Annotated in this window: 20 protein-coding genes; 12 read left to right on the top strand and 8 right to left on the bottom strand. The window is 47.0% G+C overall.

What is annotated here, in order from left to right; all coding sequences use genetic code 11:
• Positions 1 to 358 precede the first annotated feature (358 nt).
• From uraH to pucR, 5 genes are all read right to left on the bottom strand, one after another.
• Positions 359 to 703, bottom strand: coding sequence for a hydroxyisourate hydrolase (gene uraH / locus NYE53_RS16275; RefSeq protein WP_015714658.1), 345 nt, complete (start codon positions 701 to 703; stop codon positions 359 to 361).
• Positions 703 to 2,187 carry a factor-independent urate hydroxylase gene (gene pucL, locus NYE53_RS16270; RefSeq protein WP_339245650.1) on the bottom strand — a complete coding sequence of 495 codons (1,485 nt, stop codon included), beginning with the start codon at positions 2,185 to 2,187 and terminating at the stop codon, positions 703 to 705. Before pucL ends, uraH begins: the two co-directional genes overlap by 1 nt.
• A gap of 12 nt (positions 2,188 to 2,199) precedes the next feature.
• Complete coding sequence (pucK, locus tag NYE53_RS16265; RefSeq protein WP_021480542.1) at positions 2,200 to 3,492, bottom strand: uric acid permease PucK; 1,293 nt, start codon at positions 3,490 to 3,492, stop codon at positions 2,200 to 2,202.
• A 5-nt stretch (positions 3,493 to 3,497) separates the two neighbouring features.
• A complete protein-coding gene (gene pucJ / locus NYE53_RS16260; RefSeq protein WP_339245647.1) occupies positions 3,498 to 4,847 on the bottom strand; it encodes a uric acid permease PucJ in 1,350 nt (449 codons plus the stop codon).
• 144 nt (positions 4,848 to 4,991) lie between these two features.
• Complete coding sequence (gene pucR / locus NYE53_RS16255) at positions 4,992 to 6,587, bottom strand: purine catabolism transcriptional regulator PucR (RefSeq protein WP_014477890.1); 1,596 nt, start codon at positions 6,585 to 6,587, stop codon at positions 4,992 to 4,994.
• A gap of 174 nt (positions 6,588 to 6,761) precedes the next feature.
• Here pucR and NYE53_RS16250 point away from each other — a divergent pair, with 174 nt between their 5' ends.
• From NYE53_RS16250 to yunB, 7 genes are all read left to right on the top strand, one after another.
• Positions 6,762 to 8,102 carry an allantoinase gene (locus tag NYE53_RS16250; RefSeq protein ID WP_339245644.1) on the top strand — a complete coding sequence of 447 codons (1,341 nt, stop codon included), beginning with the start codon at positions 6,762 to 6,764 and terminating at the stop codon, positions 8,100 to 8,102.
• Between the two features lie 96 nt (positions 8,103 to 8,198).
• Positions 8,199 to 8,546: a hypothetical protein gene (locus NYE53_RS16245; RefSeq protein WP_014480757.1), complete on the top strand. Its 348-nt coding sequence runs from the start codon at positions 8,199 to 8,201 to the stop codon at positions 8,544 to 8,546.
• A gap of 37 nt (positions 8,547 to 8,583) precedes the next feature.
• Positions 8,584 to 9,432, top strand: coding sequence for a DUF72 domain-containing protein (locus tag NYE53_RS16240; protein ID WP_003243895.1), 849 nt, complete (start codon positions 8,584 to 8,586; stop codon positions 9,430 to 9,432).
• A gap of 17 nt (positions 9,433 to 9,449) precedes the next feature.
• Entirely contained in the window at positions 9,450 to 10,271 is an 822-nt protein-coding gene (locus NYE53_RS16235; RefSeq protein ID WP_339245642.1) for a sulfite exporter TauE/SafE family protein, read from the top strand.
• 19 nt (positions 10,272 to 10,290) lie between these two features.
• Positions 10,291 to 11,679 (top strand): bifunctional UDP-sugar hydrolase/5'-nucleotidase, encoded by a 1,389-nt coding sequence (locus NYE53_RS16230; RefSeq protein WP_339245639.1) that lies wholly within the window; start codon positions 10,291 to 10,293, stop codon positions 11,677 to 11,679.
• Positions 11,680 to 11,743: 64 nt separating this feature from the next.
• Complete coding sequence (locus NYE53_RS16225) at positions 11,744 to 12,049, top strand: YunC family protein (RefSeq protein ID WP_015251300.1); 306 nt, start codon at positions 11,744 to 11,746, stop codon at positions 12,047 to 12,049.
• A 72-nt stretch (positions 12,050 to 12,121) separates the two neighbouring features.
• Positions 12,122 to 12,886, top strand: coding sequence for a sporulation protein YunB (gene yunB / locus NYE53_RS16220; protein ID WP_339245638.1), 765 nt, complete (start codon positions 12,122 to 12,124; stop codon positions 12,884 to 12,886).
• Between the two features lie 27 nt (positions 12,887 to 12,913).
• Here yunB and lytH read toward each other — a convergent pair whose 3' ends face one another.
• On the bottom strand, positions 12,914 to 13,894 hold the full coding sequence (gene lytH, locus NYE53_RS16215) for an L-Ala--D-Glu endopeptidase (protein WP_015483651.1): 981 nt from the start codon (positions 13,892 to 13,894) through the stop codon (positions 12,914 to 12,916).
• 234 nt (positions 13,895 to 14,128) lie between these two features.
• On the opposite strand from lytH, the gene lipA reads away from it, so the two are divergent.
• Positions 14,129 to 15,025, top strand: coding sequence for a lipoyl synthase (lipA, locus tag NYE53_RS16210; RefSeq protein ID WP_003222888.1), 897 nt, complete (start codon positions 14,129 to 14,131; stop codon positions 15,023 to 15,025).
• 15 nt (positions 15,026 to 15,040) lie between these two features.
• On the opposite strand, the gene NYE53_RS16205 is transcribed toward lipA, so the two are convergent.
• Positions 15,041 to 15,673: a YhcN/YlaJ family sporulation lipoprotein gene (locus NYE53_RS16205; RefSeq protein WP_251188300.1), complete on the bottom strand. Its 633-nt coding sequence runs from the start codon at positions 15,671 to 15,673 to the stop codon at positions 15,041 to 15,043.
• Positions 15,674 to 15,786: 113 nt separating this feature from the next.
• Here NYE53_RS16205 and NYE53_RS16200 point away from each other — a divergent pair, with 113 nt between their 5' ends.
• The 3 genes from NYE53_RS16200 to nucF are packed head-to-tail and all read left to right on the top strand — an operon-like array spanning position 15,787 to position 17,319.
• Complete coding sequence (locus tag NYE53_RS16200; protein ID WP_003228682.1) at positions 15,787 to 16,062, top strand: YutD family protein; 276 nt, start codon at positions 15,787 to 15,789, stop codon at positions 16,060 to 16,062.
• A 23-nt stretch (positions 16,063 to 16,085) separates the two neighbouring features.
• Positions 16,086 to 16,520, top strand: coding sequence for a DUF86 domain-containing protein (locus NYE53_RS16195; protein ID WP_003228684.1), 435 nt, complete (start codon positions 16,086 to 16,088; stop codon positions 16,518 to 16,520).
• A gap of 28 nt (positions 16,521 to 16,548) precedes the next feature.
• Positions 16,549 to 17,319 (top strand): 5' nucleotidase NucF, encoded by a 771-nt coding sequence (gene nucF / locus NYE53_RS16190; protein WP_003243196.1) that lies wholly within the window; start codon positions 16,549 to 16,551, stop codon positions 17,317 to 17,319.
• A gap of 25 nt (positions 17,320 to 17,344) precedes the next feature.
• Here the strand turns inward: nucF and NYE53_RS16185 are convergent, their stop codons facing one another.
• A complete protein-coding gene (locus NYE53_RS16185) occupies positions 17,345 to 17,845 on the bottom strand; it encodes a phosphatidylglycerophosphatase A (RefSeq protein ID WP_327828662.1) in 501 nt (166 codons plus the stop codon).
• Between the two features lie 152 nt (positions 17,846 to 17,997).
• On the opposite strand from NYE53_RS16185, the gene cotNH reads away from it, so the two are divergent.
• The gene (gene cotNH, locus NYE53_RS16180; protein ID WP_268555090.1) at positions 17,998 to 19,017 is read left to right on the top strand and encodes a spore coat-associated protein CotNH; all 1,020 of its coding nucleotides are present in this window, start codon (positions 17,998 to 18,000) and stop codon (positions 19,015 to 19,017) included.
• The last annotated feature ends 34 nt before the right edge of the window (positions 19,018 to 19,051 follow it).

Here is a 19,051-nt window from a genome sequence, read left to right as displayed (position 1 = left end):
TTTCGACATAGATTTAAGTCTAAAAAAGAAAAAATGAATATTTTGTCTAAAGGTGTAAGAGAGAACGCATTATCAAAACGATTAAAACCGCAGCAATTGTCTTCAAAGTATTTTTTCGTTATAGGATTAGAAAAGGGAGCTTCGCTGCTAAGAGCTGACTTATTAGTTTGAAACCTCAATATTTATAAATGAAAGGACTACAGGATATTTTTCTCGTAGGCAATTATCCTGAAAAATATTGGTGAATGTTTATTCAAGCTGTTGTTTCACTAAGCGTGGGATCACTGCAAGTACTGTCCTAGGATTAAAAGTTTATTGAAGTGCAAATAGAAGCCCGCCTTACCGGCGGGCTTTCTTCTTAACTCCCCCTATACACCTGATAACCAAACGGCGACAGCAAGAGCGGGATATGATAATGTGCATCTGGATCTGCAAGCTGAAAACGGACGGTGACGATGGTTAAAAACGGCTGGTCGATCGTATTCACGTTTTTATTCGCAAAATAGTCTCCTGCATGAAATTCCATCACATACTCTCCGGAAACCAGCTCTTCACCAGCCAGCAGAGGGACATTGGCTCTGCCGTCATTGTTAGTGTAAACCTCTTTCAAAATACTTTCGCCCAGCCGCTTCACTTCAATTTTTACGTTCGCCGCTGGTTTGCCGCTGGTTAAATCTAAAATATGGGTTGTCAGTTTTCCCATCAGGCTTTCAGGCTCCGACATTTTTCAGCGGCTTTCTGTTTTTCTTTCTCGGCGTCTTCTCTTGTCACGGTAAAATGTTGGAAACCGTATGGCGGGCGCGGTTCGGTGTAGACTTTTCCTTTGGACCCTGGGATCTCTACAACGACTGTATCCCATGTGTGGTTTTGAGATTGGAAGCTGACATCAGTGAGCTGCGGGAATGTCGTTAATATTCTGCAGCCGATATGATAGATTAAGTTTTGGATTGAAGGGGTTTCGAGTTCGTGAAAAACGGTGCTCGCCAAGTCACGAACTTGCTCAGCCGCGACGTAGCGGGCGGGATCGGTAGCACGTGCGTCATCTGTGTTTTCATACTGCCAGCTGATGTTTAAATAGATAAACAGCGGGCGGTTGCCGTCCTCCGGGAGCGTCGTATATTCGTCCTGAATAAAGCCAACGAAGGAGTTGCCGCTCACCTTGACGAGCTGAAGATCCATGATTTCGCTGTATTGCTCTGTAATCGTTATGGTATTCCCGCTTCGTTCTGCTTTCAGCACAGAGCGGCTTCGTTCATTACGCGATCTTCTGAAGACGAGGCGGCTTGTGCTGAGCTCTTTCTCCTCGTATGCAGGCATTGCTTCAAACGGAATGTCTTCGCCAGTCAGAGTGATCTTGTCCATATGAGAATAGGTATCTAAAAATCGGTGAGCTACATAGTGTAGGAACCCCTCGGTTGTCGTTCCTTCATAGGATGCGAGATGGCGCTGGATAAAGTTTTTCATTGAATCCGTTGCCACGACGAGAGTATTGTCTCCGTCTGTAAATGATGGCAGGAAGGCTTCTCCGCCAATTTCGCATGTCACATCAACGCCGACAACGGTATTGCTTCTCCCGGCAAAAGATGATTCTGGGATTTGCTTCACTCCAGTGAGCGGTTTTAAAAACGTTCGGTATGCAAATACATTTCCTTTGCCATAAGACATGGTTCTTTTCATTTGCGTCTCTCCTTTTTCAGTGATGATGTCAGCCAGACGAAAGCGGGCAATTCGGTAAATTTCTATAAGGGCCTGCTGGAACTCCGTTTCTCGTTCGCTCTCAAGCCTTGCCAGCAGGGCTTGGTGAATGTCCTGTTTCGTCTTTCCCTTCACCGCTAAAATAAAAGGAAAGCCGAAGCGATCATAATAGTGTTCATTCAGCATGAGAAACTCCTCGTATTCCTGCTGTTCTAATTTGCTGAGCCCCGCGTTCTGCTGCTCTCGTACCGAGTCATCGCTCATTGTTTTCTTTGTTCCGAGCCGGGGATGCTTTTTGATTAAATCAAGCTGTGTCTCGCGATCCGCGGCTTTTACTATGCCAGTCATTTTGCGGTGAAGATCAGAAAGGGACGAAAACGGCCGTAGTGCTGCGGATCTCTCCGCAATCCATGAAGAGTGTTCAAAAATAGAACCAAGTGTGCCTGTCAGTGTTTGTGTGTCCATTTGGTTCAGGTCATCCATTGTGAACATTGGCATCTTCCTTTACGTTTTTATGTCTGCGCCATTCGGCTGTTTGGTTTGAAAAAAAGCGTGCAGTGCAATGGCCGTCAAACTGCCGATCACAATTCCGCTTCCTGCCAAGACAGAGGCCGCGCCCGGAAGAGATGAAAACAACGCGGGAACTGTTGTAGCGCCAAGCCCCAAGCTGACGGAAGAGGCGATAATCAGCAAGTTGCCTTGCGAATCAAGGTCAACGCTGGATAGCATTTTGATCCCGTAAGAAATGACCATGCCGAACATGACGATCATTGCGCCGCCGAGAACTGGGGTGGGGATCACTGTTGTCAGGGCCGCTGCTTTTGGAACCAGCCCGATCGCGACCAGTATGATTCCTGTGATGGCGATGACGTTGACACTTTTCATCTTTGAGAGCTGAACGATGCCGACATTCTGCGAGAAAGCTGTATAGGGAAACGCGTTAAATAAGCCGCCCAGCAAAATCGCAAGGCCTTCTGCCCGGTAGCCCTTTTCCAGATCCTTCTCCGACAGCCTGCGGTTTGTGATATCAGCGAGGGCAAAATAAACGCCTGTCGATTCAACGAGGCTGACAATCGCAACGAGAAGCATCGTGACAACAGCCGGCAGCTCAAAGGTTGGCGGTCCGAAATAAAACAGAGACGGAACATGAAGCCAAGACGCTTCCAAGACCTCAGAAAAATCGACCTTTCCCATCAAATATGCAGCCGTTGTTCCTGCGATAAGACCGAGTAAAATCGCTATGGAGCGGATAAAGCCTTTAAAGAAATAAAATAGCAATAAGATAAAAGCTGTGACGCCAAACCCGAGGAGCACGTTGTCGAGTGAGCCGAATTCTTTGCTTCCTTCACCTCCGGCCAGGTTATTCATTGCCGTTGGAATCAGGCTGATGCCGATGATCATGACGACTGATCCGGTTACAACAGGCGGAAAAAAACGGACAAGCTTCCCGAAGAAGCCCGCGGCTAAGACGACAATCAGTCCTGCGGCGATAATGGCACCATATATCGCTGGGACACCGTAAGTGCTTCCGATGGAAATCATCGGGCCGACTGCGGTAAACGTACATCCGAGCACAACGGGCAGGCCGATGCCGAAATATCGGTTTCTCCAGAGCTGCAAAAGAGTTGCCGCCCCGCACATAAACAAATCAATCGCGATTAAATACGTCAGCTGCCCCGCATTCAGCCCGATCGCCGCTCCGACAATCAGCGGAACGAGAATGGCTCCCGCATACATGGCAAGCATGTGCTGAAGCCCCAGCATCATCAGCTGTAAGGCATTGTGCTGTTCCTTCATCTTTTTTACACCTCTTTTTCTAATGCGAGTGTATGTTCTAATACCGGAAGTTCTGTTTGCTGTGCTGTTAATTCTTTTTTGTCGCGCAAGCTGAAAAATAGATTCAAAAAGATGGCGGTCAGGCTGCCAGTGATGGTGCCGTCACTGACCAGAATCCGGATCGGAGCGGGGAATTCAGCAAAAATCCCGGGGACCGTGCTGGCGCCGATGCCGAGTGCGATTGAGCATGCGATGGTCAGGAGGTGGTATTGATTTTTGAGATCCGCTGTGCTCAGCATTTTGACGCCAGAAGCAATCACCATGCCGAACATGACGACGGTCGCGCCGCCAAGTACAGCAGCAGGAACGGCAGATGCAAGGGCGGCAATCTTCGGAATCAGCCCGAGACAGACAAGGATACAGCCTGCGGTAACGACGATGTTTCTTGTTTTCACTTTGGTCAGCTGCAATAAGCCGGCGTTTTGCGCAAAGGTATTATAAGGAAAGGCATTGAACAGCCCGCCGATGAGAATGGCGATTCCTTCCGCTCGATAGCCTTTGACGAGATCTTTTTCAGTTAAAGGTCTGCCGCATATCTTTCCGATTGCGTAAAAAACGCCGGTTGATTCCACAATAATGACGATTCCGACGATCAGCATCGTTAAGATCGGACCGATTTCAAACGTGGGGGCTCCGAAGTAAAAAGGCTTCGGGATTTGGAAGAACGGTGCTTCTGTAACAGAAGAAAAGCTGACTTTGCCCATGATCGCTGCTGCCGCTGTTCCGGCGGCGATGCCGATCAGAACGGACAGTGTTCGGGCAAATCCTTTGAGAAAGCGGTTGAGGACTAAGATCAGAACAAGGACACCGACAGAGAGAAGAAGGTTTTCGAGCGAACCGTATTCGGGGTTGGCGCTGCCGTTTATTTTTTCGCCGCCAGCCATATTTTTCACACCTGTCGGAACAAGTGAAAGGCCGATCAAGGTCACAACGGTACCTGTTACGACAGGAGGAAATAACACAGTCAGCTTGCCGAAAAAACGCGCAAACAAAAAGATGAACACACCGGCCGCGATGATGGAACCATAAATCGCGTGAATGCCGTAAGTGCTGCCGATTGCAATCATCGGGGTGACGGCCACAAATGAACTGCCCAGCATGACGGGAAGCCCGATGCCGATGTATGCTCCGCGCAAGGTTTGCAAAAGCGTCGCGACGCCGCATGTTAACAGGTCAATCGCCAATAGGTAGGACAGCTGTTCAGTTGTTACATTCAGCGCCCTGCCGACAAGCAGGGGCACCAAAATCGCACCTGCATACATGGCGAGCACATGCTGCAGGCTAAGCGTAAACACCTTAAACGATCTTTTTTTCACTATAGTCCCTCCCTGTATGTGAACTTTAGTAACATGATATCGTGCCGATCGAGGGGTGTCATTGGATACAGTAGCTGAAAAAGACAGGTGTGATTGCTGAAAGTGACGAAAAATGATTCATTTTGTAAGAAAATGTAACAAACATTAGCTGATCAGCCGCTGCATACGTAAGGCAAGCCGCAAACGCATCGTTGTTTCAGGATCTTTTAAGCTTTTACCCAGAAGCTCTTCGCATTTTTCAAGGCGGTATATGACCGTATTGCGATGAACGTACAGACGCTTTGCCGTCTCTGAAATTTGGCAGTGTGTCTCTAAATAGACGGAAAGCGTATGAAGCAGGCTTTGATCCTCCTGCTGTTTTTCAGCGAGGCTCTGAAGCGTGGAGTTGTAAAATTTCTTCAAATCCTCAACCGGGAGCAAGCGCAGAAGCTCAGGCACATCTTTGGCGTGATACACCTGGATAAATGCGGTGCTTCTTGACAAATGCCCCGATTGCAGAGCATCAGAAGCTTCTGTGAAAGCGTCGGGGACATCAATGAGCTTTTGGCAGATATTGCTGATGCCAAAGGACACGGTTCGTTTAAATTGAGCGCTGACCTGTGTTTGAAACTGTTCTAAAAAGCTGATCACCGAGGCGTGCATTTCACTCCAGCTGTCTGTCGCCTCGATTAGAATAATGCCGACATTTCCTTTCATAAAGAAGTGAGGCGGAAACGGGAAGGCTGATAGTTCACCTTCAAGAAATTCGAATACGCTGTCGGAAGCGAGCTGATTTTCTGTAAAGCTGATTGATTCGTCATTGCGATCGAGTTTGCCGGCAATGCACATGTATTTTTGATCCCAGCGCAGCTTGAATTCTTTCGCCCGGTTTTTGATTTCGTCATCTGAAGAAAAGGACCGCTCAATAAAATTGTTGAAAAACTCATTGCGGGCCCGCCGGCTGAACTGCTTCAGCGCATTTTCCTTCAGCAGTTCAAAGGAAATGACGTTGGCCGCTTGTTCAATCGTGAGGATCAATCCTTTGTCGCCGGCCTGCACCATGTCCGGTATCAGCAGGTAGCCGCAGTTTTTTTCGTGATTATAAATAGGCAGGACAGAATATGTTTTCTGATCTGAGATTGTAGAGAAACAAGTGAAAAATGGCCCGGATACGGTATTCAGGGTGCCTTTCAGCTTTTCGGTCTCAACTGAAATCTGATGAGACGCAGACAGCATTTTGGCATGCTGGTCAAGCAGCAGCACGGGAAGCTGAAGGAGGTCTGACACCTTTTTGAGGAGAGATTGCAGCCCCTTGCCGCTCATAATGTGGTTTGTGAATTTTTTGTGCGCGTAAATGGCTTGCTGCAGCTCGTTAGAACGCATATCGAGAATATGGCTGAGTGTGGCATTCACAATATCGCCGAGTCGGATGTGTTCCGGAAGCTCAATGATCGGAAACGCATATGAATCGGCCAGTTCGATGATTTCCTTCGGGATATCTTCCAGATAGCGCTTTGTTTTAATGCCGAGGCCCGCGCAGCCGCGTTTTGCCATTTGCCGAATCAGTTCAGATAATTGATGCGGGTGATCCTTCAGATGATAGGCGGTGGTGACGAGCAATTCATTCTTATGCAAAAAGTCTGCGATATCCGGAGCGTCCATCATATTGACATGCTGAACCTCTCTTTCCCCTCCTGCTTTTCCAGCGATTAAATTGGCGTTTTCAAAAGCCGGTATTTTCATCACATCAAAAATATTCATAGCGCATTCTCCTTTTCTATAAAAACATTGGTTAAGGTGAATAATTTTCAATAGGAATTCTAGCGGTTTTGCTGATGTAATACGATCATAGTAGCAGTAAACTGTTGAAAATAGAACTGGTTGTGTTACATAAACTGACATGAAAAATCGTCATCCTGACATGGGGGGATCAATATGGCTTACGATATGGTGATAAAAGGTGCGAAGGCAGTTACGCCAGATGGCGTTATAGAAGCTGAGATTGCAGTTCAAAACGGTGTCATTGCCGAGATAGGTTCTGACATTGAAGCAAGCGGGACGGAAATCATCCAGGCAGACGGGAAATACGTGTTTCCTGGTGTGATAGACTGCCATGTTCATTTTAATGAACCGGGCAGGGAGGATTGGGAGGGGTTTGAAACAGGTTCTCAAATGATGGCCGCAGGCGGCTGCACCACCTATTTTGATATGCCGCTCAACTGTATTCCATCAACCGTGACGGCAGAGCATCTTCTCGCAAAAGCTGAGCTAGGCAGGCAAAAATCTGCCGTGGATTTTGCGCTATGGGGCGGCCTTGTGCCAGGCCATATCGAGGACATCCGTCCGATGGCTGAAGCGGGAGCGATCGGGTTTAAAGCGTTTTTATCAAAGTCAGGCACTGATGAGTTCCGCTCTGTTGATGAACGGACATTGCTCAAAGGCATGGCAGAAATCGCGGCTGCAGGAAAAATCCTCGCTCTCCACGCGGAAAGCGACGCGATCACAAGCTACTTGCAGATGGTTTTGGCCAATAAAGGAAAGGTGGACGCGGATGCGTACGCCGCCTCCCGCCCGGAGGAAGCAGAAGTTGAAGCGGTGTATCGCACGATTCAGTATGCGAAGGTGACAGGCTGTCCGGTTCATTTTGTCCATATCAGCACAGCGAAAGCGGTCCGGCTGATCAGAGAGGCGAAACAGGAAGGTCTTGATGTTTCGGTTGAAACATGCCCGCATTATGTCTTGTTCAGCCATGACGATTTACGGCAAAGGGGCTCTGTCGCAAAATGCGCGCCTCCGCTCCGGTTCCGGCAATCAAAAGAGACGCTGATCGAGACGCTCATTGCCGGGGACATTGACATGGTTTCCTCAGACCATTCCCCCTGCCGTCCATCCTTGAAGCGGGAGGATAACATGTTTTTATCATGGGGTGGAATCAGCGGCGGGCAGTTCACTTTATTAGGAATGCTGGAACTGGCGCTTGAGCATCAGATTCCGTTTGAAACCATCGCAGAATGGACAGCGGCGGCCCCTGCAAAACGATTCGGCCTTCAGAAAAAAGGGCGGCTTGAGGCGGGGTGTGATGCAGATTTCGTGCTCGTCAGCATGAAGCCGTATACTGTTACAAGAGAATCGATGTTTGCAAAGCATAAAAAAAGCATTTACGAAGGACATACATTTCCCTGCAGCATTTCGGCCACTTACAGCAAAGGCCGGTGCGTGTACAAAGATGGGGAAAAAATCACTGAAATTGACGGAGCTCTGGTCGTTCCTTCGTAAGCCCGGCGGATTTTACCGCCGGGTTTTTTGATTTCCTCCGTTCTAGTTTTTAAAATCTCATCAACGTGGTATCTTTTTTTAAAGGAGGCGGAGGCAATGGAGCATGTCAAATACATACTTAAGCAATCCTGGTCGCGTCATTCGAGCTCTAAATGGACGGAAGAATGCCCGTCATGCGGCCAATGCGGCGTGACGGCATTGGTGATTCAAGACCATTTCGGCGGCACGATTTTCAAAACAAAAGTCGGTGAGAGCTGGCATTTTTACAACAGCATCAATGGTGTGATGTACGATTTTACGAGTGAGCAGTTTCAGGCGCCTATTGAATATCAGCATATTCCTTCCTCAAGAGAAGAGGCGTTTTTAGATACGAATGAGGAACAATATCAGCATCTTCGTTCTGCATTTTCCCGCCATATGAACAGCATTTCCAAGGAAACCTGAAAACACGTGTGATAAACTGGAAGAGAGGTGAATGAGTGTGATTTATATCGGACTGACGGGGTGGGGGGATCATGACAGCATCTATCCGCCGAAAACGGCCAGCCAGAAAAAATTGCAGGCCTATTCCTCCCATTTTCCGATCGTGGAATTAGACGCGAGCTTTTACGCGATTCAGCCGGCGCGCAATAATGAAAAGTGGGTGAAGGAAACGCCCGAAACCTTCCAATTTATCGTGAAAGCATATCAGGGCATGACAGGGCATCAGCGCGGCGAAATTCCCTTTGACTCAAAAGAGGAGATGTTTGATGCGTTTAAGGTGTCTTTAACGCCATATTTACATAGCAATAAGCTCGCCATGGTGCTGTTTCAATTTCCACCGTGGTTTGACTGCAAGAAGGAGAATGTCGCCTATTTGAGATGGTGCAAGCACCAAATGGGAGATATTCCTTGCGCGCTTGAATTCAGAAACCGTTCCTGGTTCTCGCCGCCATTTTATGAGCAGACGCTTTCATTTATGAAAGCGGAAGGCTGGATTCACAGTGTCTGTGATGAACCGCAAATCGGAGAAGGCAGCGTTCCGACCGTGTTGCGCGCGACCGATGAAAACAAAACGCTCGTCAGGTTTCACGGACGCAACAAGCAGGGCTGGATGAAGCCTGATGGCGGGAAAAACTGGCGGGAGGTCAGGTACTTATACCGCTACAACCAACAGGAGCTGGAGGATTGGAAAAAGCACCTGAATGAATTGCAGCAGCAATGTAAGGATGTTTTTGTCCTGTTCAACAACAATTCCGGCGGTGACGCCGCGGATAATGGCAAGCAGATGCTTGAACTGCTTGATATCGAGTACAGCGGACTTGCTCCGAGACAGCTCGATTTATTTTAGAAAAGAGGTTTTTATTGATGTCGTTTGTGATTTTGGTCGTACTGGGATTAATCGCAGGTACGGTAGGAAGTCTGATCGGGCTTGGCGGCGGAATTGTCATTGTGCCGTCTCTGATGTTTTTAAGCACAGTGACGCAGCTGTTTCAGGATGTGACGCCGCAGGTTGCGATTGGAACTTCGCTTTTGGTCATTATTTTTACGGGTCTTTCTTCAACTTTGGCTTATATTAAATATAAAACCGTTGATTATAAGAGCGGGCTCATTTTCTTTATCGGTTCGGGTCCCGGCAGCATGATCGGGGCTTACGTGTCAAAGCTGTTCGATTCAAACTCGTTTTCCGTTTGGTTTGGCATTTTTATGATTCTGATTTCATTATCCTTAATGCTGAAAGCGAAAGCCCGGCCAATCAACAAAGCGCACAAAGGAATTATCCGGACATTTCAGGATGATGCCGGTGAGCCTTATACGTACTCATATCAGGCCTCTGTGGGTATTGCTATTGCCTTTGTTGTCGGTTTTTTAGGCGGACTTTTCGGTATAGGCGGCGGATCACTGATGGTTCCGGCGATGATGCTGTTATTTCTGTTTCCGCCGAAGGTTGCGGTGGCAACGTCCATGTTTATTATTTTCCTATCTTCTATGACAGGGTCTGTTTCACATATGATTTCCGGGCACGTCAATTGGCTGTACGCCCTCGCGCTTGTGCCCGGCGCTTGGTTCGGCGGAAAGCTTGGCGCCGCCATCAACAGAAAAATGCAGACGAAAACGATCGTTATGATCATGCGGATCGTATTGATTTTGATCGGCTGCCAGCTCATTTATGAAGGCATTTTCAGCTGAACGATTAGGGAGAGATATTATGAAGGAGAAGCTCCGCTTATATCATACAAATGATTTGCACAGCCATTTTGAAAATTGGCCGAAAATTGTAGATTATATCGAGCAGAAAAGAAAAGAGCATCAGTCAGACGGCGAGGAGACGCTCGTTTTTGATATTGGCGATCATCTTGATCGTTTTCAATTCGTGACAGAGGCGACATTCGGAAAAGCGAATGTCGATCTCTTAAACCGCCTTCACATTGATGGAGCGGCGATCGGCAATAACGAAGGGATTACGCTTCCGCATGAAGAGCTTGCTGCCTTATATGATCATGCTGAATTTCCTGTCATCGTCTCTAACCTGTTTGATAAAAACGGAAACCGTCCGTCCTGGGCGGTGCCTTACCATATCAAATCATTGAAAAACGGTATGTCCATTGCTTTCTTAGGTGTAACTGTGCCGTATTATCCTGTATATGACAAGCTGGGATGGACAGTAACGGATGCTCTTGAAAGCATAAAGGAAACCATTCTGGATGTGAAAGGGCAGGCTGATATTATCGTTCTGCTGTCACATTTAGGCATTCTTGATGATCAGGCAGTGGCTGAAGCGGTGCCTGAGATTGATGTAATCCTCGAATCACATACCCATCATTTGCTTGAAGATGGACAAGTGGTGAATGGGGTACTGCTGGCCAGCGCCGAGAAATACGGGCATTATGTCGGCTGTGTAGAAATCACGGTGGACAGCGTACAGCGAAGCATCATCAGCAAAACGGCTTCTGTGCAGAACATGGCGGAATGGACAGGAGAATCCGCAGAAACAAAAGCGTTTCTCAATGAAAAAGAACGAGAAGCCGAGGAGAAGCTGTCCGATGCCGTTGCAGAGCTTGCACAAGATGCTGAGGTGAAGTGGTTTGAAGAATCAGAGCTGCCTTTGCTTTTGGCATACGCCTTAAAGGAATGGTGCGAGACGGACATCAGTATGGTCAATTCAGGTGTCATTCTCGGTCCGCTAAAAGCAGGTCCTGTGACAAAGCTGGATCTGCACCGCATCTGTCCGCATCCGATCAACCCGGTGGCTGTCCGCCTGACGGGAGAAGAATTGAAGGAAACCATTGTCCATGCCGCTTCCGAACAAATGGAGCAGCTCCGGATCAAAGGACTTGGCTTCCGCGGAGAAGTGATGGGGAAAATGGTGTATGCCGGCGTTGAGGTAGAAACGAAACGGCTCGATGACGGGATCACCCACGTCACCCGGATCACACTGAACGGGGAAGATATTGAAAAACATAAACAATACTCCGTTGCGGTGCTTGATATGTTTACGCTCGGCAAACTGTTTCCGTTGATTCGCGACGCTGCAGAAAAAGAATATTTTATGCCGGAATTTTTGCGGGATCTGCTTGCTTGGAAGCTTGCACAATAAGGCAGTCAGCCCACAACAAGCTGTGCCCTTCATCATAAAGTGATGAATGAAGGGAGTGGTTGACGTGGTAAACCTGACACCGATCATGATAGAAGGACAGCCTTTTACAGCTGTGACAGTGAAACTTCCCAAAACGAATTTTATGGCCGTCGCCAATGATCACGGATATATTATGTGCGGTGCGCTGGATGTGGCGCTGCTGAATGAAAAATTAAAGGAGCGCGGCATCGTGGCGGGGCGGGCAGTTGGTGTCCGCACCATTGACCAGCTGTTAGACGCACCTTTAGAATCCGTCACGTACGCCGCGGAAGATCTTGGCATTCAAGTCGGCATGAGCGGCAGAGAAGCGCTTTTAAAAATGGTGAAATAAAATAAATTGGCTCCGGCTATTACTATGTCCCCTCTTACAAGCATACATTGTGATATGTAAGGAGGGATTTTCTTGCCAAGATATCGCGGCCCTTTTCGCAAGAGAGGACCTTTGCCTTTCCGTTACGTGATGCTCCTGTCCGTTGTCTTTTTTATCCTGTCAACAACGGTCAGCCTTTGGATGATCAATGGCTCGATCAAACCTGTTTTAATGGACATCGGCGAGATGGAAACGAAGCGTATAGCGACAGAGGTGATCCAGGATTCGATTGAGGACTATATGTCTGACAGTGAAAATATGAAAGATATGTTTCAAATGAATTCTGATGAAAACGGAAACTTAACGACAATCGATTTTAATACACAGGTTGTAAACAGTGTGAAAACAAAAGTGACAAAGCAGCTTCAGGCTCATTTGAAAGAGATGGAAACCCATACCGGACACAGCGGCGCCAGTGAAAACATTATGATCAACATTCCGCTGGGACAGGTAACCGGCAACAGCCTTCTTGGAAACCTCGGGCCGAAAATCCCGATCCGGTTCAATTTAATCGGTGACGCTTTTACAGATGTCAAAACCAAAATCAAGCCGTATGGCATAAATAACGCACTTATTGATATCAGCATCTTTGTCGAAATTAAAGTGAAGGTCATCATTCCATTTGCCAGCAAAACCGCTGTCGTCACAAATAATGTTCCTGTATCGATTAAAGCAGTGCAGGGCGAAGTGCCGCAGTTTTATAATGGAAGCGGCGGCTCGGGTGTTACACCTTCTGTCCAGCTTCCGAGCAGCAAAGAAGACGGTGCCGATTCAAAAAAAGAAAAAAGCAGCAAATAAGCCGCCTGTCGAAGAGGCGGCTTTTTGTTACTTCTTTTTTTGGTATTCATATCGCTCCCACGCCCTCAAATGCGGGTATGGATCAAATGACCATTCGGTTCTTCCGTTATCTTTGTACATGCCATAGTGCAGATGCGGCGGGAACTTCCCGGCGGTTCCCGGCGGGCCGTATCCGGAGCTGCCGACTGATCCGATCACTTGGCCAGGCTCAACGATTTGTCCTGTTTTAATCCCTTTGGCAAACCCATTGAGGTGGGCAAAATAATGATACGTATTGTTAATGTCCCTGATGCCGATTCTCCATCCTCCGAAGCGGTTCCAGCCCTTCATTTCAACTACGCCGTAACATGTGGATTTGACAGGAAGGCCGTAATGGGCAAAGATATCCGTACCTTCATGAATCCGCCTTCCACCGAAGCCGCGGGCATCTCCCCACGTGCTTCGATAGCTGTAATCGGTTCTGATCGGAAGCGGGAATGCATGCTCGCCCAGATCAATATGGCCGTAGGCTTTAAACAGCTTCATGAATTCAGATATGATCCCCACTGTCTGATCACGCCGGTAATAATTCCAAAGCCCGATCCGGATGTTGTCTTCATCTGTGCCATACGACAGTAAGTATTGGCTGAACGTATACAAAATATCTTCATCGTTGCTGACCTCGGCTTTCCCGTCTCCATCGCCATCCATCCCGATTCCGTCAAACACTTTAATGCTTAACGGCGCATCATCTTTCGGATTCGGGTTTTCAGGCCCGCTCCAGATGTCATCGGGTATATAGATGCTGATGATTCCCGCCTTGTCAGGCAGATCTTTCCGGTTGCTCCGCACGTTTTCTTCGTACTGATCAACAGCGGCGAGCGCATACCAAGGGATCTGCGTCACAGCTTCGATTTTATGATATAATTCCATCCGTTTCGACAGCACTGGATCTGAAAGCTTTGTTCCAGACGCAGAAGGCTCAAATGCAAACAAAAGGAGAAGAAGAGCGGATAACAAAACTTTCACAAAATAATCTCCTTTCATATTGAATACACATAGTTTGCGGCAACCCGGCTTAAAAATGTCAGTAATCATCTTCCCTTGTCGAGAAATTTTTCCTATGTTAAAGTGTCTAAAGAAAAGACTTTCTTTAGTTAGAAAAACATTATTTTTGTTGCAGAACTAAAACCTGCACCTTTCTCGTTTTCAGAATGTTTCGTGTCAGAAATTGAGTATATTGGATATTGGAGATGATGGGAATTGGCAAAGAAAGACGAACACCTCAGAAAGCCCGAATGGCTTAAAATTAAATTAAATACAAATGAAAACTATACAGGGCTCAAAAAACTCATGCGGGAAAACAACCTTCATACCGTATGCGAAGAAGCAAAATGTCCGAATATTCATGAATGCTGGGCTGTCAGACGTACAGCGACATTTATGATTTTAGGTTCTGTTTGTACAAGAGCATGCCGTTTCTGTGCTGTCAAAACAGGCCTTCCAACTGAGCTTGACCTGCAAGAGCCGGAACGCGTAGCGGATTCAGTCGCGCTTATGAATCTGAAGCACGCGGTTATTACGGCTGTTGCGCGTGACGATCAGAAAGATGGAGGGGCAGGCATTTTCGCGGAAACTGTCCGTGCGATCCGCAGAAAAAGCCCGTTCACAACAATTGAGGTGCTGCCGTCTGATATGGGCGGAAACTACGATAACCTAAAAACCTTAATGGATACACGCCCAGACATCCTGAATCACAATATCGAAACGGTTCGCCGCCTGACGCCAAGAGTCCGTGCGCGTGCGACGTACGACCGTTCATTGGAATTTTTGCGCCGTGCGAAGGAAATGCAGCCTGACATTCCGACAAAATCAAGTATCATGATCGGGCTCGGCGAAACAAAAGAAGAGATTATTGAAGTAATGGACGACCTCTTGGCGAACAACGTGGATATTATGGCAATCGGCCAATATCTGCAGCCGACGAAGAAACACTTGAAAGTCCAAAAATACTACCATCCTGATGAATTTGCAGAATTAAAAGAAATCGCGATGCAAAAAGGCTTCAGCCATTGTGAAGCCGGTCCGCTTGTCCGTTCCTCTTACCATGCGGATGAACAAGTAAACGAAGCATCTAAAAAGCGTCAAGCCCAAGCATAATGCCAAAACGCCAGATCATCTGGCGTTTTTGTCATTCCTATCGATTTTCATGTCCTGACGCGTTTCTCCATTGGCATTTTCATTCTCTGAGACAGGGCTTCCTTGCGGGGAGGTTTTCATTTCTTGAATCGTCCCCGACATGATCTCTCTGATATCCCTTGAACCAGAGCCGAGATTGCTGTAATTTTCGACGGACTGCATATGGTTTGGATTATCGGAAATATACACGTGATAGTATCGCGGTATCACGGAAGCCGCTGTTTTTTTCACCTGATCGGCGGTCAGCTCCCGGTTTTTAGAATCGGTTTTGTATACGACAAGCGCTTCTCGGTCAGTCACCAATGTCGCAGCATCTTGAATATGGGGGAGCTGAACCGTTAAACTTGATATCATGTGAGCGGTTTCTTTCCGGTTCATCACCGGCGTTTTCTGCTGGTCTCCGTCAAATTGTTCTTTTTGATAGCGGACATAGCCAAATTGTTCGTTCTCATTATGCCTGTTAAAAGCCTCGTTGCGGTCCGACACATGAATGGGTTTGGTTTGATTCTGCGTCTGATTCCGGACATTTTGGGCATTATCCAATCCTGCGCCTCCGCACCCGGATAAAAGTCCGGTCAGCAGGCAGAGGCTGACAGCGGTTCGTTTCATTTATCAATCCCTCCTCATGTGTAGGGTAGCCAAATCGCATGATTTATTCTTTAGCAATTGATGGGGACGGGGCAATGAATTATGATAGGAATGAGTGAAAAAGAGGTGAGATCATGATTCTTATTCAAAATGCCGAATTTGAATTGGTGCACAATTTCAAAGACGGCTTCAACGAAGAGGCTTTTAAAGCCCGCTACTCCGATATATTAAATAAATACGATTATATTGTGGGAGACTGGGGATACGGTCAGTTAAGGCTCAAGGGCTTCTTTGACGACCAGAATCAAAAGGCAACCTTCGAAACGAAAATCAGCACATTAGATGAATATATTTACGAATACTGCAATTTCGGCTGTGCGTATTTTGTCTTGAAACGGATCAGAAAATAAATATACACAAAGGGGATGCTGTCATGTATTTTGTTGACAGAAGCAAAATCGAGAAAACACTAGGGTTCTTCGAGCACCAGCTGGCGCTATTTGACTCACAAACAGACTGGCAGTCTGAAATCGGGGAATTGGCACTTCAGCGTATAGGCCATCTGTTAATCGAATGCATTTTGGATACAGGCAATGATATGATTGACGGCTTTATTATGCGGGACCCGGGCAGCTATGACGACATTATGGATATACTTGTTGATGAGAAAGTTGTCACGGAAAAAGAGGGTGATGAGCTCAAAAAATTGATCGCCTACCGCAAAACGTTGGTTCAACAGTATCTGCTCGCTGACAGCGGCGAGCTTTATAGGCTGATCAAGGCGCATCAAACAGCTCTTCAGGACTTCCCGAAACGGATCAGAAGCTATTTGGAAACAGAGCTAGGACCTGTTTCTGCGTTTAAATAACAATTGGAAAGCCACAGGAGTGTTGGATATGAAAACATATAAAGGGTATTTAATTGATTTAGACGGAACGATGTACAATGGCACGGAAAAAATCGAGGAAGCGTGTGAATTTGTCAGAACGCTGAAAGATCGCGGCGTTCCTTATCTTTTCGTGACAAACAACTCTTCGCGCACACCGAAGCAGGTAGCGGACAAGCTCGTGTCTTTTGATATTCCGGCAACAGAAGAGCAGGTCTTCACGACCAGCATGGCAACTGCCCAGCACATTGCACAGCAGAAAAAAGACGCGTCTGTGTATGTGATTGGGGAGGAAGGAATCCGTCAGGCGATTGAAGAAAATGGCCTGACATTTGGCGGAGAAAACGCGGACTTTGTCGTTGTTGGCATCGACCGTTCCATTACATACGAAAAATTTGCTGTCGGCTGCCTGGCAATCAGAAATGGCGCCCGCTTTATTTCCACTAACGGAGATATTGCGATTCCGACTGAAAGAGGGCTTCTGCCGGGAAACGGCTCACTGACATCGGTGTTAACCGTATCTACAGGTGTACAGCCTGTATTTATCGGCAAGCCGGAATCAATTATTATGGAGCAGGCGATGCGCGTTCTCGGCACAGATGTGTCTGAAACACTCATGGTCGGCGACAACTACGCCACTGATATTATGGCCGGCATTAACGCGGGTATGGATACGCTGCTCGTTCACACAGGCGTAACGAAAAGAGAACATATGACAGACGATATGGAAAAACCGACTCACGCCATTGACTCTCTGACTGAATGGATTCCATACATTTGAAAAAAGGGCGCCCTAAAGGGTGCCCTTATTCTGTATGCCGCGCGCGGTGAGCAAGTCTGCTTGAAGCCGCGGCGGAAATCGCTCCGACGATGTCATCTAAAAAAGTATGGCATTCACCGGTTGATTTATCATTCAATTGTTTAAGGATTCCGGGTTTTTCTTTGTCGATGTAACCGTAGTTCGTAAACCCGATCGATCCGTAAATGTTCACAATGGAAAATGCCAGAACTTCATCTACTCCATATAGGCTTTCATCTATTTCCAGCATCGTTTGCAGCGGTTCAGACAGTTTTTTCTGCTCAGCAAGAACATCCAATTCAATGCCCGTTAAAATCGCGTTTTGCACCTCGCGTTTTGCGAGAACACGATTGACGTTCAGCGTGCATTCATCAATGGTTAAATCCGGATGATATTTTTTCTGCAGAAAAAAGACAAGCTCGGCAATGTCTGATACCTCAACGCCGCGCTCCTTCATCCGTGCTCTTGCTTTAGCTTCCATCTGACTGAATTGTTCGTTTTCTGACATCAGCTTCACCCAATCTTTTTTACTAGTTTATACAAAATGCTTGAGAAGTTTACGACTTTTTCTTGCGCCTTCTTCGGATTAAAATATGTATTCATAATTCCGGCTGTGTATGACTACGATGTGATGAGCCCTAATTCAACAGGCAGGTGATCATGGTGAAAGGTACAATAAAAGAAAAATACGGCATTCACATCAGGCAGCTTTCCATGTACCAGCACACATATCAATGCTTTCAGACGCCTAATTCATACTTTCTGATTGTCCCCGTTTCCCAATTCTCAGATACAGAGCTGGCGGAGCTTTATTACATGAGTCAGTATTTACAAGAACAAAGTGACCCATACGTTTCAGTTTTTATCTTTACAAAAGAAGGTGAGCTGACATTTGAACATGAGGGAAAAACGTACGCTCTGCTGAAGGCGGCCCCCCCTTATTCAAACAGGGCGTTCTCCATTGGAGCGGAGCTGGCGGAATTTCACCGAAAAGGCCGAGGATATCCGTATGAGGTGAAGGCAGCCGGAAGAATCGGCCAGTGGAAGGATCTGTGGGGAAAACGAATTGATCAGCTGGAAGCATTTTGGCAGAGAAAGGTTCAGACCCCTCCGCATGAGCCATTCGATAAAAAAATGATCGAATCATTTCCATATTATTTAGGACTGTCAGAAAACGCGATACAATATTTAGTGGACACTGAACTGGATGACAAGCCCCAAGCCGCTGATTCAGGAACGATATGCCATCAGCGGATGGAAAGGCATACATGGTCACCGGAATCATTGATCAGAATTCCGGCCGATTGGGTGTTTGACCACGCTTCCCGTGATTTGGCTGAATATATGAGGCATACGTATTTGCATCACAGACAAGATTTTAATCAGCAGGGCTTTCTCTTTTTACAGGAATACGAGCAAGTCACACCGCTGTCTTCGTTTTCGAAACGCCTTTTATACAGCCGCCTGCTTTTCCCGCTTCATTATTTTGAAATCGTGGAAAGCTATTACATGTCATCAGAATCAGAAAAGCATTATTTTGAAGAACAGCTTGACTTCATTCTTAATGACTGTGGGCGTTATGAACAATTTCTCAATACAGCGCAGGAATTCATGAATATGAGGGCGCAGAAGCTGTTTGTTCCACGCGTCAGCTGGCTCGGCAAAGGCAGCTCAGGGTGAGGAGAAAATCTGACAAAAATAATTAGAAAATAAA

It is taken from the genome of Bacillus sp. FSL R5-0523 (assembly GCF_037975295.1).
In the GTDB taxonomy this organism is placed as follows: Bacteria; Bacillota; Bacilli; order Bacillales; family Bacillaceae; genus Bacillus; species Bacillus subtilis.
Note: the sequence above shows the minus strand (reverse complement) of the source record. Positions and strands in the feature narration are given on the sequence as shown.

What these genes read in the sequence shown, in the direction of transcription:
- NYE53_RS16205 (WP_251188300.1), bottom strand. Translation starts at nt 15,673, where the DNA reads ATGAAACGAACCGCTGTCAGCCTCTGCCTGCTGACCGGACTTTTATCC.
- pucL (WP_339245650.1), bottom strand. Translation starts at nt 2,187, where the DNA reads ATGTTCACAATGGATGACCTGAACCAAATGGACACACAAACACTGACA.
- NYE53_RS16200 (WP_003228682.1), top strand. Translation starts at nt 15,787, where the DNA reads ATGATTCTTATTCAAAATGCCGAATTTGAATTGGTGCACAATTTCAAA.
- NYE53_RS16245 (WP_014480757.1), top strand. Translation starts at nt 8,199, where the DNA reads ATGGAGCATGTCAAATACATACTTAAGCAATCCTGGTCGCGTCATTCG.
- uraH (WP_015714658.1), bottom strand. Translation starts at nt 703, where the DNA reads ATGGGAAAACTGACAACCCATATTTTAGATTTAACCAGCGGCAAACCA.
- NYE53_RS16250 (WP_339245644.1), top strand. Translation starts at nt 6,762, where the DNA reads ATGGCTTACGATATGGTGATAAAAGGTGCGAAGGCAGTTACGCCAGAT.
- NYE53_RS16235 (WP_339245642.1), top strand. Translation starts at nt 9,450, where the DNA reads ATGTCGTTTGTGATTTTGGTCGTACTGGGATTAATCGCAGGTACGGTA.
- NYE53_RS16230 (WP_339245639.1), top strand. Translation starts at nt 10,291, where the DNA reads ATGAAGGAGAAGCTCCGCTTATATCATACAAATGATTTGCACAGCCAT.
- pucK (WP_021480542.1), bottom strand. Translation starts at nt 3,492, where the DNA reads ATGAAGGAACAGCACAATGCCTTACAGCTGATGATGCTGGGGCTTCAG.
- NYE53_RS16195 (WP_003228684.1), top strand. Translation starts at nt 16,086, where the DNA reads ATGTATTTTGTTGACAGAAGCAAAATCGAGAAAACACTAGGGTTCTTC.
- NYE53_RS16185 (WP_327828662.1), bottom strand. Translation starts at nt 17,845, where the DNA reads ATGTCAGAAAACGAACAATTCAGTCAGATGGAAGCTAAAGCAAGAGCA.
- cotNH (WP_268555090.1), top strand. Translation starts at nt 17,998, where the DNA reads ATGGTGAAAGGTACAATAAAAGAAAAATACGGCATTCACATCAGGCAG.
- nucF (WP_003243196.1), top strand. Translation starts at nt 16,549, where the DNA reads ATGAAAACATATAAAGGGTATTTAATTGATTTAGACGGAACGATGTAC.
- pucR (WP_014477890.1), bottom strand. Translation starts at nt 6,587, where the DNA reads ATGAATATTTTTGATGTGATGAAAATACCGGCTTTTGAAAACGCCAAT.